We start from the raw sequence: 13,509 nt of genomic DNA, 5'->3' as shown, positions 1-13,509 counted from the left end.
CACAAGCCACAAGCCACAAGCCACAAGCCACAAGCCACAAGCGAACCGCTTCTAACTTGCCGCTTGCAGCTTGCAACTTATAGCTGCTTTCAAGGTTTTTTCTTGCGCGGGCCAGTATTAAACACCGGCACTTTGCGCACAGGCTTGATCGAAGGTTCCGGCGCCGAAGCGTCACCACTCTCCACCCACTTGCCCAGATTGCGCTTACCGCCACCCGAAGTTTTCGGCTTCTTGGGTTTCTTCGGCTTCTTCACCACCTGACCGCTGGCGTCGGTATCCGGTACACGATGCTCAGGCTCGAAGTCATGCTCCATCTGCCGGGGCAACGTCTGACGGGTCAGCGTCTCGATAGCTGACAGCAAATTCACTTCATCTGCGCACACCAGCGAAATAGCCTGCCCGGTCGCACCCGCCCGGCCCGTACGGCCGATGCGGTGAATGTAGTCTTCCGCGACGATCGGCAGATCAAAGTTGACCACCAGTGGCAAATCTTCGATATCCAGACCACGAGCCGCGACGTCGGTCGCCACCAGAATCTGCACCTCACTGGCCTTGAAGCGGTCCAGCGCACGCTGACGGGTCGCCTGCGGTTTGTCACCGTGAATGCCATCGGCGTTAACGCCCAGGCCCTGCAGTTTTTCCACCAGTGCGTCGACACCATTACGGGTCTTGGCAAACACCAGCACCTGTTTCCACTTGCCCTTGCGCAGCAGATGAATGAACAGCTCCGGCTTGCGCTTCTTGTCCACCACCACAACCCATTGCTTGACGGTGCTGGCGGCAACGTTGCGCGGGCTGACTTCGATGCTCAGCGGATCGTTGAGCATTTGCCCGGCCAGCAAACGGATTGCGTCGGAGAAGGTCGCGGAGAACAACAGCGTCTGACGCTGCTTCGGCAGCACGCGGTAAATATTTCCCAACTCCTCGGAAAAACCCAGATCGAGCATGCGGTCGGCTTCGTCAAGAATCAGGGTTTGCAGCTGATTGAACTTGAGAGCCTTCTGGCGATACAGGTCGAGCAAACGACCCGGGGTCGCCACCAGCACGTCGACACCTTTACGCAGTTTCATCATCTGCGGGTTGATGCTGACGCCGCCGTACACGGCGTACGTGCTCAGCGGCAGGTTCTCGGCGTATTGGCGAACGGCTTCGTGAACCTGTTCCGCCAGTTCGCGGGTCGGCACCAGAATCAATGCGCGCACTGAGTTGGAGGCCACTGTCGGCCCTTCCATGGCCAGCAACTGCAAGAGCGGCAGGGCGAAACCGGCGGTCTTGCCGGTGCCGGTCTGGGCCGCGGCCATCAGGTCGCGACCGGCCAGCACCGCTGGAATGGCTTGCGCCTGAACCGGCGTCGGGGTCTGGTAGCCGAGCGTCTCGAGGGAGCGCAGCAAGGGTTCGATCAGGCCAAGGGTGGCGAAAGTCATGGGTTTACCGTAGGAAAATTCAGCGCGGGTGCCACAAGTGGGTGCCACAAGTGGGTGCAAACAAGTGTGCAATGGCGCGCAGTTTACCCTAATTCACGCTCGATTCTGTCGGCACCACGGTAGCCGGTTTTTGCGCAGGTCGGCGCCATTGCGGTAAGCCGATCAAGACCACGGCGCTGATGATCACCAGCATGGCCAATGCTTCCTCGATGCCGATGGTTTCGCCGACAAACACAATCCCCAGCAAAACGGCGACGGCCGGATTGACGTAGGCATAACTGGTGGCCGCCGCCGGACGCACGTTTTTCAGCAGGTACATGTAGGCGTTGAAGGCAATGATCGAACCGAAAAAGGTCAGGTAAGCCAGGGCTGCCCAGCCCTCGATCGGTGGCAGCGCCTCCATGTGTTCCCCGCTCAGCGCGCTGCCGATCAACAGCGCCACGCCGCCGACCAGCATTTCCACGGCGCTGGCCATTGCGCCCTGCGGCAATGGCAAGTGTTTGCTCCACACCGAACCGAACGCCCACGCCGCCGCGGCGAAAATCAGCAAGGCGGCGCCCAGCGGGCTCGACTGCAGATTGGAGCCGAGGTTGAGCATGCCAATGCCGATCAGCCCGAGCGCAATCCCGGCCCATTCAAGACGGGTATTGCGCGCGCCCCAGAAATAGCCGAAGAGCAAAGTGAACAGTGGCACTGTCGCCACCGCCAGCGCCGCGACGCCCGAGGCCACGCCGGTGTGTTCAGCGACACTCACTGCACCGTTACCGCAGGTCAGCAACAAAATCCCGATGATCCCCGCTGCTTTCCACTGCGCCCACGTCGGCGCCGGAGCTCCGCGCCAGCGCAGGTAGGCGTACATCAAGGTCCCGGCGATCACGAAGCGCACGCCGGCGAGCAACAACGGCGGCCAGTATTCCACGCCGATACGGATCACCAGGTAGGTCGAGCCCCAAATCACGTACAGCGCAAAAAAGGCAGCGATCAGCGGCAAGGGAAAGCGACGTGGGCCAGGCATGGGGAAGCTCGCAGGCAGGACAATTGAACGACTATTCTAAAAAGGCCAGCTGCGAAAAATAAGTTACAAAACCTGTTTATAGCGACGGTACACTTTTCAAAACATGGAGATTACCGCTATAAACCGTGCTTTCGAAAGTCAGTCATTTTTCAGGAATTCGACCATGGACAAATACGACCGCATGCTCCTCGGCGCTCTGCTGGAAAACGGTCGTGCGTCCTACGCCGAACTCGCGCGCAAGGTGAACCTGTCCGCCCCGGCCGTGGCCGAACGCGTGGCGAAGCTCGAAGCGTGCGGGGTGATCACCGGGTATCAGGCGAAAGTCGACATGGCCAAGCTGGGATTGCCGATTCAATGCGTCATCGAGTTGCGTCTAAACCAGCACGGCAATCAGAAAGCCTACGACGACCTGATCAAGATTCCGCAACTGACTGAGTGCCATCGGGTCACGGGCGACCCTTGCGTGATCATGCAGGCAGCAGTGGGTTCGATGCCGGAGCTGGAGGAGTTGATCAACCGGATCGCCAAATTCGGCTTCAGCAAGACCTCGATTGTGTTGTCGAGCGCGATAGAGAAGCGCGTGCCGTTGGGGCAGCTGGAAGGGAACGGGAAAATTTGAATACGGCACGCCCCCTGTAGGAGCCGGCTTGCTGGCGATTGCGCTTCATCATTCAACACTGATGCCGACTGACAAACCGCTATCGCCGGCAAGCCGGCTCCTACAGGGGTTTTGTGGTTTTATCAGAACCCGCGATGGCGCTTAAGGTGGTCGGTGATTTTCGCTGCCGGCACCTTCTGCAGGCTCACCAGCAGATCGTGCGATAACTCGCGCAAGCCGTGCGTCTGCCGCAGTTCTTGCGCCAGATGCGCCGTCAGGTTGGCGGCCATTTCGGCATCGGCCATGGCCCGGTGAGCCTTGCCGGTGTGGGGTAACTGCGCGAAGGTCGTCAGGGTGCCGAGTTTGTGGTTCGGCGCCGCCGGTATCAGGCGACGGGCCAGCAGCAGCGAGCAGGCGAAGTTCTGCAACCGCGTACGTTTGATTCGGCCCAACTCGAAATCCCAGAACTTCTGGTCGAATGCGGCATTGTGCGCGAGCAACGGCGTGCAGCCGACGAACTCGTTGACCTCGTTCATCACCCGCTCTGCCGGAGGCGCGGTGCGCAGCATGGCGTTGCTGATGCCGGTGAGTTGTTCGATGAAGGCCGGTACGCGCACGCCCGCGTTCATCAGGCTCTGGTAACGCTCAACGATACGCCCCTGTTCGAGGATCACCACGGCAATTTCCGTGGCCCGGCAACTGCTGCTCGGAGAGATCCCGGTGGTTTCAAAGTCGATGACTGCTATGCGTTCCAAACCTGTTTCAACTCCGTAAAAATCAATTTTTGAGCAGCAATGCGCCTTCGATCGGCACATAGCGGCTAGCAGCACGGATCAGCGAATTGGCGGTCAGCCCCGGCACGCCGTACGCCACCGCTTGCACCCCGTGCTTGGCGATGATGCGCTCCAGCAGCATGTCGAAATCACCGTCGCCAGACGCGAGCACCACTTCGTCGACGTGGTCGGCGGCGTCCATGATATCGAGCGTGATACCCACATCCCAGTCGCCCTTGGCCGAGCCGTCGCTGCGCTGGATGTAAGGCTTGAGCTTCACGGTAAAACCGAGATTGCGCAGGATCTGCTGAAACTGCTGCTGTTTGCTGTCGCCACGATCGATGGCGTAGGCATACGCCTCGACGATCTGTCCTTGCTTGCTGATGTCAGCCCACAACGCGGCGTAGTTGAAATGGCAACCATAGGCTTGTCGCACGGTGTAATAAAGGTTTTGCACATCGGCGAACACTGCAATTTTTTTCACCGGAGTTCCTCATTGCGCACAGACGCGCGGGCAGAATCAGGCGCCAGGCCCGAAAAGTTGCCCAGTATGCCAGCCTGAAGGAATGTTCCGCGAATAATCGGTCCGGAGCGTCGCAGCGCCCCGGACGAATGGCGCGTCAGACGAAGGAATCGTCGTCACCACCAAAGAACGATGAGCTGTCATCGCTGTAATCGGCGTCGGTGAACCCGCCTTGATCGGCGGCGTTGTCGGCCACCCGCTGGTCATCGCCCCAACCATTGCTGCCGTCAGCCTGGTCGTTGACCTGCGCCGGCTCTTCCTTGATCACTTCGACCACTTCCGGCTGCTGATTGTGATGGAACAGGCTGCTGATGCCTTGCGCCAGCATCACACCACCGGCCACGCCGGCGGCGGTTTTCAAAGCGCCGCCCATGAAACTGCCGCCGGCCGTCTGCGCCGAGTTCTGGCCGTAATTTTGCGAAGGCGGTACTGCACCAAAGTTTTGCTGGGCTGGCTGACTGTTGAACGAAGGTCGACCCGGTTCACGCCAGCCGTTATTGGTCGGCGGGGCACTGTGCGTCGGCGCGGGTTGCGGATCACGCGAGGCACCACCAAAGATGCTCGATAAAAAGCCACCGCTGCTCGGGGTTGGCGATTGTGCCTTCGCCGATTGCAACTGGGCCTGCAACTGCTCGACTTGCCGGGTCAGCTGCTTGTTCTGCTCATCGAGGCTTTTGATTGCGGCCTCTTGCACCAGCACCGTCTGGGTCATGAAATAGCCCGCCGCAGGCTGGCGAGTCATGTGTTCCTTGATCCGCGCCTCGGCCTGGGCGTCGCGCGGGGCTGAATCCGTTTCGGCCTGTTGCAGCCGGGAAAACAGTCCATCGATCAGGGTTTGTTCTTCGCTGTTCATGGCGACCTCGTAGATTGCCGGGAAAATCATCGCCCTCATCCACTGTGGACAAGGTGCTCTGCAGTAATGGGGGTGATACAGAATGTTTCAATGGCCTTTACCGATCGTTTACGTTTGCTTCGGGCTGCACATGATCGGTTACAGTGAGTCACCCAATGTGATGTGCGATACCGACTGATGAATCCGTTCGACGTACTGCGTGACTCTCTGTATTTCTTCAAACGCAATCTGGGCCAGATTGTGCGGCTGTGCCTGCCACTGGTGATCGTCGAAGCTGTGCTGCAACAAGTGGTCGACCAGTCCACCGAGCCGGACAGTTTTCCCGGTATCAGCGTGATTGTCGGCCTGCTGGTGTACCCGCTTTACACCGCCGCGCTGATCCTCTTTCTGGATGCGCGCAGCCGCGGCGAGACGCCGCGCAACCGCGACTTGCTGGCAATGTCCGCCACCCTGTGGCCGCGCTTCGCCCTGCTGACGGCGCTGAACACGCTGCTGATCCTGATCGGCCTCTCGCTGTATTTTCTGCCGGGCATCTGGCTGATGGTGACACTGGCGTTCGGCGAATATCTGCTGGTGCTGCGCGGCATGGCGCCACTGGCGGCGATGAAGGAAAGCCTGCGCCTGACCCGAGGTAATTTCCTACGCATTCTGGTGTGTATTCTCTGCGTGATGGGCCCATTGTGGCTGCTCAAGGGCGCGACGCTGACGGTTTACCCGGAACCGCAGAACGCGGTTATTGCGCTTCTGATAGACAGTGCACAGAGCTTTCTGCAGTTGTTCACCAGCGTGGTGTTGTTCCGTCTGTTCATGCTGATCAGCGATGTGCCGGAAAAGATCGATCGGCCGGTTTAAGTACGGGAGAGGGCGCCGGACGCAGCCTTCGGCAGCTGCTACGAGGGCGGTTTGACGGCTAATTGATGGGCAGGCGGTTTAGGCTCGGTTATCCTCGGACCATCTTTTGTAACGCCATAAGCCGAGCCATGACCCGTCTGCTGCGCTACACCCTCCTGGGCTTGCTGATTGCCATCAGCCTGACCGGCCTGCTGATCTACAACCTCACCTGGCGCCCGGAGGCCAGGGAAACCGCGCCGGTCAGCTGCAATGCTCAGGCGCCCACGCTGGTGGCCGGTCAGGCGTTGAAGGTGATGACCTGGAACGTGCAATACCTGGCGGGCAAACGTTATGTGTTCTGGAATGACCTGGCCGCCGGCACCGACGAAAACCCCACGCCCGCCGACATGGCCTTCAGCCTGGATGAAGTGGCGCGGGTAATCCGCGACGAGCAGCCAGACATCGTGCTGCTGCAGGAAGTCGACGACGGCGCGAAGACCAGCGGCTACCAGCATCAGCTCAAATTGCTGCAAGAGCGGGTCGCAGACCTCTATCCGTGCAGCACCTATGCCTTCGACTGGAAAGCTGAATTCGTACCTGAACCGCAGATTTTCGGCAGCGTCGGCCGCCAGTTGGCGACCCTCAGCCGCTATCGGATAGACCACGCTGAGCGCCTGCAATTGCCAACAGCACCGGTTAATTTCATCCGCCGCCAGTTCGAGCCGAGAAATGCCCTGCTAGTCGCCTATCTGCCGTTCGGCACCGGTGGGCAGATGGCCGTGGTCAACACGCACCTTGAACGCGCCCGCCAACCGGACGATACGCTGCAGGCGCAAGTGACAGCCACGGCCAAAGTCCTCGACAAGTTCGAAAGTCGCGGTACGCCGTGGTTGATCGGGGGTGATTTCAACCTGTTGCCGCTGGGCCAGTACCGACGCCTGTCCGACGAACAACGGTCACCGTATTCCGCCGACAGCGTCCTGCATGTGCTGTGGGACAAATACCCGATGATTCCGACCAACAACGAAGCCAGCGGGGTCAATCGCGCGCAGTGGCTGACTCATTACCCTAATGACCCAGGCCTCAACGGCCCGGACCGCACGGTTGACTATCTGTTCTACAGCCCACGGATCAAGCGGGTCGAAGCGATGGTGCGGCAGGACGATACCTTGCGGATCTCCGATCATTTGCCGGTGATTGCGCGGTTTCTATTACCAACTTCCAACTAGTGGCCTGAAGCAATAAACGGGATGGTAATTCAATGCCAAGCGTGCAATGTGTGCCAGTCAGTAAAATGAAGCGCGTCAACTCGGCATCAAGCCCCAAGGTAATGAATAGTTACTGAACATAACAAACTGTCAACTATGACAGTATTTCCGCTTCGCAATCGGTAGTAAAAATCAGGTCACGCTACATTTCGCCAGAAGCTGGGCGTGTCCAAAGGGCAATTCCGCACCACGAGTCGCGCGGACGTCCAATAACTGATTAGCTGCAAGCGGAGATTATATGTCCACAAGCATTGCAAAACCCGTGTTCCCCATCCTGCTAGCCTTTGTTGCACTATTAAGCGCACATCAAAATGCTGCGGCACAGACGGCCGTGGGAGAAAACCTGACACAACCGACGGTCGACCCCGGCGAACCGCCTGAAAATGCAAGGGTGACCCGGTATGGATGCAGTTTTGAACATCGGAATCAGTACATCACCGCGAACGTCAGCGATTGGCAAGCTGCCGGAAAATACATTGCGCGCGTCACAGACGTTCACATAACGAAGTATCCCGATCACGCCACAGCGTCCGCGAGCCTGACCATATCGGCTACCGGTGCATCAAATCAGACTCACTCAGGCATCCCGATGGACGGAAAGTGGCACAGCTCGCCCATTTTTGTGGTCGGCACCGGCGGACCACGTCTTGAGGGCATTATGGAAAAACCTTTTGGAAACGGATGCATCTTGTCCGCAATTGGAAAGTAAAACGTTACGGTCGTCGGCCTGCCTGTTCTCGAGCAAGGGAAGAAATCTTTCTGTTCGGCGACCATGATAATCCCGTTGATAGCTGCGTCCCGATGTCGCCGGTATCACCCGAATCCAAGGAAATCCCAACTGTATGTTGCATTGTTTTCTGCCGTCACTTTGAAGTCCACCTGATAAGACGTCAGGATTTTCTCGGCTTCGCCCGCGCAGTCGCCTCCGCCACCAGCGGATCATCCGGCCAATAATGTTTCGGATACCGTCCCTTCAAATCCTTCTTTACCTCGGCGTAAGTGCTGCGCCAGAAGTTCGCCAGATCCTGCGTGACCTGCACCGGCCGACGCGCAGGCGAGAGCAGATGCAGCTTCACCACTTGGCGGCCACCGGCAATCCGTGGCGTCTCGGCCAGGCCAAACAACTCTTGCAAGCGCACCGCGAGAATCGGCGGCTGCTCACTGTAATCCAGCCGGATCGAGGAACCTGACGGCACGTTCAAATGCTGCGGCGCCAGCTCGTCCAGCCGCTGCGGTAGCGGCCAGGGCAGTAGATTACGGACGATGCTCGACAGGTCGAGATTGCCGAAGTGACTGAGCCGCGAGACTTTGCCCAGATAGGGCATCAGCCAGTGCTCAAGGCTTTTCAGGAGAAAAGCGTCACTGACATCTGGCCATTCACTTTCGCCTTTGCTGGCAAGGTCCAACTGGCGCAGCAAGGCGACTCGCGCCTGCCACTGACGCAGCTCCGGCGTCCACGGCAATAATTCCAGACCTTTACGGCGCACCAGATTGACCAGTGCCTGACTGCGCGCACTTTCGTCGAGCCCGGTCAGTGGCTCGCGGCTGAGGATCAATTCCCCAACCTTGCGCTGGCGCTCGGCGCGCAGCACGCCTTCGCGCTCGTCCCAGTCCAGTTGATCGATCACTCGCACCTGCTCGGCCAGTACGGAATCGAACAGTGCCGGATCGAAGTCCGCCGCCAGGTAAATTCGTTCCTCACGCTGGCCCTGACGACTGCCAAGATCGGCGATCACCAGCCACGCTTGCTTCATCAAACTGTCGGCTTCGGCGAACAACGCTGCACGCCCGTTGGCCAACCGGTATTCCGCACCGCCCGCGCGCCGTTGCTGGGCGACGCGATCCGGGTAGGCCAAGGCCAGCAAAGCGCCCAGCCAACAAGGATGATCAGGATCGCTGACGGGCGCGGTCGCTTTGCCGCGCAGATAACCGCGATATTGCCGCGCCAGTTGCCGGGCTCGCTGTACGCCACCCTGGGAGCCACGCGCGGCACGTTCCTCGCCCGACAACAGCACCAGCCGGCTATGCAGATCGGCACCGGCGCCGCGTAAAATATCGCGCTCGCCAAGCAGTGCTGCGACGTCGCAGGCCATTTGCGCCAGACCCAATGCCTGCCCCCGCAATAGCAGGTGGGCAATGCGCGGGTGCGCCGGCAGTTCAGCCATCGCCTGGCCGTGACGGGTCAGCGCATCACCGTCGAGCGCGCCGAGTCGATCCAGCAAGTCCTGCGCCTGCGCATACGCCGCCGTCGGCGGAATATCCAGCCACACCAATTGCCCTGGCGTCACGCCCCAGCGACCCAATTGCAGAGCGAGACCGGCCAGGTCCGCCGAGAGGATTTCCGCGCTCGCGTACGCCGCCAGTTGTTCGTGCTGGTCCTGCGACCACAGGCGATAACACACGCCTGGCTCCAACCGCCCTGCCCGACCGGCGCGTTGCGTGGCGCTGGCCTTGGAGATGCGTTGGGTATCGAGGCGGGTCATGCCGCTGCCCGGGTCGAAACGCGGCACCCGAGCCAGCCCGGCATCGATCACCACGCGCACGCCATTGATGGTCAGGCTGGTCTCGGCGATGTTTGTCGCCAGCACAACTTTGCGCTTGCCGACGGGGGCGGGATCGATGGCGGCGCGTTGCGCGGCGAGATCCAGCTCACCGTGCAATGGGCACAACAAAACTTGTGTGCCGTCGCCCAACGCCTCAGCGACTTGCTGATGCACGCGGCGGATTTCCGCTTGCCCGGGCAGAAATACCAGCAGGCTGCCGGTTTCATCATTCAACGCGTCGAGAATGGTTTGAACCACGCGCGGCTCGATGAATTCACCGGGCTGAAACGGCCGGCCCCAGCGCATCTCGACCGGGTACATGCGCCCTTCGCTGCGCAGGATCGGCGCGTCATCCAGCAGCCCGGCGAGGCGTTCGCCTTCCAGCGTGGCCGACATCAACAGGATCTTCAGCGGCTGATCTTCGCGGAACAACTCGCGGCCGTTCAGGCTTAGCGCCAATGCCAGGTCCGCGTCGAGACTGCGTTCGTGGAACTCGTCAAAGATCAGCAGGCCCACGCCCTCCAGCGCCGGATCATCCTGCAGGCGCCGGGTGAGAATACCTTCGGTGACCACTTCGATCCGCGTGTTGGGGCCAACCTTGCTGTCCAGGCGAATGCGGTAGCCGACCGTTTCACCGACCTTTTCACCCAGTTCACTGGCCAATCGCTCCGCCGCCGCCCGTGCCGCCAACCGCCGCGGCTCCAGCATCAGAATGGTCTGCCCGGCCAGCCAGGGCTCATTCAGCAAGGCCAATGGAACACGGGTGGTTTTACCGGCACCGGGCGGAGCTTCAAGCACCGCTTCATGGCGAATCGCCAAGGCGTCACGCAGGGCGGGTAAAACATCATCGATTGGCAACGAATTCATACTGGCTCCAAAGCAGAGCGGCGAGTATAACGGCGAACTGCACGGCGTTCGTCGCGGTCCTAATTCATATCGACGACGCTTCGTTTCAAGACTACTCAGGAGATTTCCCATGCGTGTTCCCTTTCGCTTGATCGGCGGTGTGTTGGTTGCGACCTTGCTGACCCAGCTCACTGCGTGCGGCTCGATTTTCTACCCGGACCGCCGGGGCCAGATCGACGGCAAGATTGACCCGGCGATCGCCGTTCTCGACGCCGTGGGCCTGCTGTTCTACGTCGTTCCGGGCCTGATTGCGTTTGCCGTGGACTTCGCCACCGGCGCGATTTATTACGCGCCAGGCGAGACCGCACAAGTGGCTCCGGAAAAACTTCAGGAAGCCATCGGCGCCGACGGCAAGGTCGATAATCACAAATTGCAGACCATTCTCGAAACCGAGCTGGGTCGCAGCTTCCCGCTGGACGATCCACGCCTGATCCAGCATAAAGGCAGCGCTCAGCAACTGGCCATGTTCGGTCTACGCCCTGCCGCGTGAGCCTGACTTAAAGGAACCGCCGCGCCGATGATTTCCAGCGCCGAACACGCCCGTCTGCTGAGGCTTGCTACCCGCGCCTCTGTCGCGGTGGCGTGCACGTTGATCGTCGCCAAAGCCATCGCCTGGTGGCTGAGCGGTTCGGTCAGCATGCTTGCCGGCTTGACCGATTCGGCGCTCGACGGCGTCACGTCGCTGCTCAATCTGCTGGCCGTGCATTACGCTTTGCGGCCGGCCGATGACGATCATCGCTACGGGCACGGCAAGGCAGAATCGCTGGCGGGCATGGCGCAGGCGTTATTTATCGGCGGCAGTGCGGTGCTGATTGCACTGCAGGCGTTTGATCGGTTGCAGCACCCGGAACCAGTCGGCGCGCCGTGGCTCAGCATTGGCGTGATTGTGTTTTCGCTGGCGCTGACCCTGGTGCTGCTGATGTTGCAGCATCGGGTAGTCAAGGCCACAGGATCAAACGCTGTGCGCGCTGACTCGCTGCATTACCGCTCGGACATGCTGCTCAATGGCAGCATCCTGATCGCGCTGATTCTGGCCGGGTTTGGCTGGCATCAGGTCGATGCGTGGTTCGGTCTGGCGATTGCCGTTTATATCCTCTGGAGCGCCTTTCAGATTGCCCGGGAAAGTTTTACCGTGCTGATGGACGAAGAGCTGCCGGTGGACGTCAGCCAGCACATGCTCGAACTGGCCTGCAGTGTGCCGGGTGTGTTGGGCGCGCATGATTTGCGCACGCGGGTGTCCGGTAATCAGTGGTTCGTGCAACTGCACCTGGAGTTACCGGGCGAGCTGACGCTATCGGTCGCACACCGCATCAGCGATCAAGCCGCCGACGCGATCCACGTCGCTTACCCGCGGGCCGAAGTGCTGGTGCACGCCGATCCGATTAAAGCAGCGTCAAGCCGCAAGCTGTAAGCCGCAAGCCGATATGCTGAACTCACTGCATGACGCTTGAAGCTTGAAGCTTGAAGCTTGAAGCTGCCCCTACTCCACCTGATAACCCCGGCTGCGCAGACAGTCTCCTTGAGCCTGCCGATAGTTCTGCACCACCGACGCGTCCGGTTGATAAGTGGCTTTTCGTGGATCGAAACCGCTCTGCTGCACCGCATATTGATAACACTCGAAACCGTCCTGATTGACCTGCTCCGCCGACTGGCCGTTGGCGGGATAGGCCACTACGTCGTAACCATTGCTGGCCGGTTGCGTTTGTGGCTGGACAGGCGCTTCGACAACGACGTAATCCTGAGTGTTTTCCTGATAGGCGTAGTAAGAACCGGCAGCCAGGAACAACAACGTCCCGCCAACCCAGACTTCACGCGCGTACTCAGGCATGTAACTCACGCGTATCCCGCGCGGCGGTTGCACCACGACATAGCGCGGGCCGAGCGGGCGATACCAGTAGCCGCCCGAGTAGAAATAATCATGACCACGGTAGGGCACGCGGTAATCGCGGTCCGGGAAACGGTCGATCACATGCCCCGGCCGATACTGCGGCCCCGGCCCCCAGCCATTACCGTGCCCGTCCGGACGACCATTCCAGCGCCGGTCATCAGGACGCGGACCGTTATTTTGCCACTGCTGATTGTTGTTGTCGTAACGCCGCGGAATATCCCGGTAATAACCTCGTTTGGGCTCCTGGGTCTGGTTCACGGCGTCGGGCCGGGGCTGAATCGGCAGACTATTGGCCGGCAGTTGCGGCGGCGGAGGCGGCGGGCGAACGGGGTTGTTGTAATCGCGCGGCGGGTTGTTTTGCCCCGGATTGCCCGTGCCCGGCTGATGGTTTTGCCATTGACCGCCATCGCGCGGCTGTCCGTTCTGTTCGAACTGCCGGCTGTTGTCGCCGCGGATAATCTCGTTGCCCTGCGGACGCGGCTGATTGTTGCCGCCAAGTCCTTGATTGCCCTGGCGACCGTCGCCGCGCTGCCCGCCGTCGGGGCCGCGGCCCTGCGGCTCATCGGCCGGCGAGTGCGCGGTCACACTGATGCACAGCAAACCAACACCGGCCAACTGCCAGATGCGCGACTTCATGCTTTTCCTCACTGCTGGTTAGGGCGTGTACTTGAGACTGGGCAATGCACAGACCGGTTCTGCCACAGGTTATCAGTCGCGCAGTTTATTTATTGAGGACAAGCGCCAAATTACGCGCAAAAGAAAAGGGAGACCCGTCGGCCTCCCTTTGAGAACTTCGTCCGTGCTCGACGCTTTTGACGTCGGCTCACCTCACGCCGTCTTGTGGACAGTGTGCAGCTCGGGGGCCGGCACATCCCCGGTGGGGGTGG

Annotated in this window: 13 protein-coding genes; 6 read left to right on the top strand and 7 right to left on the bottom strand. The window is 60.3% G+C overall.

The genetic code is table 11. The features are described 5' to 3' along the window. Positions 1 to 89 precede the first annotated feature (89 nt). Together ACYZTS_RS10875 and yedA are read right to left on the bottom strand one after the other, a co-directional pair. Positions 90 to 1,424 carry a DEAD/DEAH box helicase gene (locus ACYZTS_RS10875; RefSeq protein WP_028620785.1) on the bottom strand — a complete coding sequence of 445 codons (1,335 nt, stop codon included), beginning with the start codon at positions 1,422 to 1,424 and terminating at the stop codon, positions 90 to 92. An 88-nt stretch (positions 1,425 to 1,512) separates the two neighbouring features. Beyond that, complete coding sequence (gene yedA, locus ACYZTS_RS10870; RefSeq protein WP_028620786.1) at positions 1,513 to 2,439, bottom strand: drug/metabolite exporter YedA; 927 nt, start codon at positions 2,437 to 2,439, stop codon at positions 1,513 to 1,515. 163 nt (positions 2,440 to 2,602) lie between these two features. Here yedA and ACYZTS_RS10865 point away from each other — a divergent pair, with 163 nt between their 5' ends. Then, entirely contained in the window at positions 2,603 to 3,058 is a 456-nt protein-coding gene (locus tag ACYZTS_RS10865; protein ID WP_461995810.1) for an Lrp/AsnC family transcriptional regulator, read from the top strand. Between the two features lie 122 nt (positions 3,059 to 3,180). Here the strand turns inward: ACYZTS_RS10865 and ACYZTS_RS10860 are convergent, their stop codons facing one another. From ACYZTS_RS10860 to ACYZTS_RS10850, 3 genes are all read right to left on the bottom strand, one after another. After that, positions 3,181 to 3,792 carry a 3'-5' exonuclease gene (locus ACYZTS_RS10860; protein WP_461995808.1) on the bottom strand — a complete coding sequence of 204 codons (612 nt, stop codon included), beginning with the start codon at positions 3,790 to 3,792 and terminating at the stop codon, positions 3,181 to 3,183. 22 nt (positions 3,793 to 3,814) lie between these two features. After that, positions 3,815 to 4,294 (bottom strand): LabA-like NYN domain-containing protein, encoded by a 480-nt coding sequence (locus tag ACYZTS_RS10855; protein ID WP_017340917.1) that lies wholly within the window; start codon positions 4,292 to 4,294, stop codon positions 3,815 to 3,817. 136 nt (positions 4,295 to 4,430) lie between these two features. After that, positions 4,431 to 5,186: a DUF2076 domain-containing protein gene (locus ACYZTS_RS10850; protein WP_461996403.1), complete on the bottom strand. Its 756-nt coding sequence runs from the start codon at positions 5,184 to 5,186 to the stop codon at positions 4,431 to 4,433. A gap of 177 nt (positions 5,187 to 5,363) precedes the next feature. On the opposite strand from ACYZTS_RS10850, the gene ACYZTS_RS10845 reads away from it, so the two are divergent. The 3 genes from ACYZTS_RS10845 to ACYZTS_RS10835 all read left to right on the top strand — a co-directional run bounded on the left by ACYZTS_RS10845 (position 5,364) and on the right by ACYZTS_RS10835 (position 7,994). Next, positions 5,364 to 6,038, top strand: a complete 675-nt coding sequence (locus ACYZTS_RS10845) for a YciC family protein (protein WP_461995806.1) — start codon at positions 5,364 to 5,366, stop codon at positions 6,036 to 6,038. Between the two features lie 128 nt (positions 6,039 to 6,166). After that, on the top strand, positions 6,167 to 7,246 hold the full coding sequence (locus ACYZTS_RS10840; protein ID WP_461995804.1) for an endonuclease/exonuclease/phosphatase family protein: 1,080 nt from the start codon (positions 6,167 to 6,169) through the stop codon (positions 7,244 to 7,246). A 277-nt stretch (positions 7,247 to 7,523) separates the two neighbouring features. Continuing rightward, entirely contained in the window at positions 7,524 to 7,994 is a 471-nt protein-coding gene (locus ACYZTS_RS10835) for a hypothetical protein (protein WP_028620792.1), read from the top strand. 181 nt (positions 7,995 to 8,175) lie between these two features. On the opposite strand, the gene hrpB is transcribed toward ACYZTS_RS10835, so the two are convergent. Continuing rightward, on the bottom strand, positions 8,176 to 10,695 hold the full coding sequence (gene hrpB / locus ACYZTS_RS10830) for an ATP-dependent helicase HrpB (RefSeq protein ID WP_461995802.1): 2,520 nt from the start codon (positions 10,693 to 10,695) through the stop codon (positions 8,176 to 8,178). Positions 10,696 to 10,804: 109 nt separating this feature from the next. Here hrpB and ACYZTS_RS10825 point away from each other — a divergent pair, with 109 nt between their 5' ends. Together ACYZTS_RS10825 and ACYZTS_RS10820 are read left to right on the top strand one after the other, a co-directional pair. Beyond that, positions 10,805 to 11,224 (top strand): polyribonucleotide nucleotidyltransferase, encoded by a 420-nt coding sequence (locus ACYZTS_RS10825; protein ID WP_461995800.1) that lies wholly within the window; start codon positions 10,805 to 10,807, stop codon positions 11,222 to 11,224. A 27-nt stretch (positions 11,225 to 11,251) separates the two neighbouring features. After that, positions 11,252 to 12,145: a cation diffusion facilitator family transporter gene (locus ACYZTS_RS10820; protein WP_461995798.1), complete on the top strand. Its 894-nt coding sequence runs from the start codon at positions 11,252 to 11,254 to the stop codon at positions 12,143 to 12,145. Between the two features lie 69 nt (positions 12,146 to 12,214). Here the strand turns inward: ACYZTS_RS10820 and ACYZTS_RS10815 are convergent, their stop codons facing one another. Next, positions 12,215 to 13,258 (bottom strand): DUF6515 family protein, encoded by a 1,044-nt coding sequence (locus ACYZTS_RS10815; RefSeq protein WP_461995796.1) that lies wholly within the window; start codon positions 13,256 to 13,258, stop codon positions 12,215 to 12,217. Positions 13,259 to 13,509: the final 251 nt, after the last annotated feature.

This window comes from Pseudomonas sp. TMB3-21, from assembly GCF_054898145.1.
Note: the sequence above shows the minus strand (reverse complement) of the source record. Positions and strands in the feature narration are given on the sequence as shown.